This is a genomic window from Methylobacterium nigriterrae (assembly GCF_037106235.1).
In the GTDB taxonomy this organism is placed as follows: domain Bacteria; phylum Pseudomonadota; class Alphaproteobacteria; order Rhizobiales; family Beijerinckiaceae; genus Methylobacterium; species Methylobacterium nigriterrae.
Genome location: NZ_JBAWTG010001036.1, coordinates 1 through 255, shown reverse-complemented (window position 1 = coordinate 255; position 255 = coordinate 1). Strand labels below are relative to the sequence as shown.

1 protein-coding gene is annotated in these 255 nt (G+C 66.3%); it reads right to left on the bottom strand.

Features of this window, described 5'->3' with window-relative positions; translation table 11 throughout:
* Positions 1 to 255, bottom strand: a 255-nt coding sequence (locus WDW90_RS40140; protein WP_336493122.1) for a peptidoglycan-binding domain-containing protein, incomplete at both ends; no start/stop codon positions are given.

Below are 255 nucleotides of genomic sequence, written 5' to 3'. Positions count from 1 at the left end.
CTGGAACGCCGTCACGACCAGCCGCGTCAAGTCGTCGAAGACCCCGCTGATTTCCACGCCGTAGCCATAAAGCGCCAGCATCGATTGCAGCCTTTCCACGGCGTCGCCGACGCTGCCCTGCATGAGAACACGTCCTTCGCGGACCGGGGCCGGTTCGACGAAACGGACGACGCCCGATGCCGCAAGGCGGCCCCACGGAAATTTCTCCCCCGGATCGGCCTTGCGCGCCGGCGCGATATCCGAATGCGCCAGCAC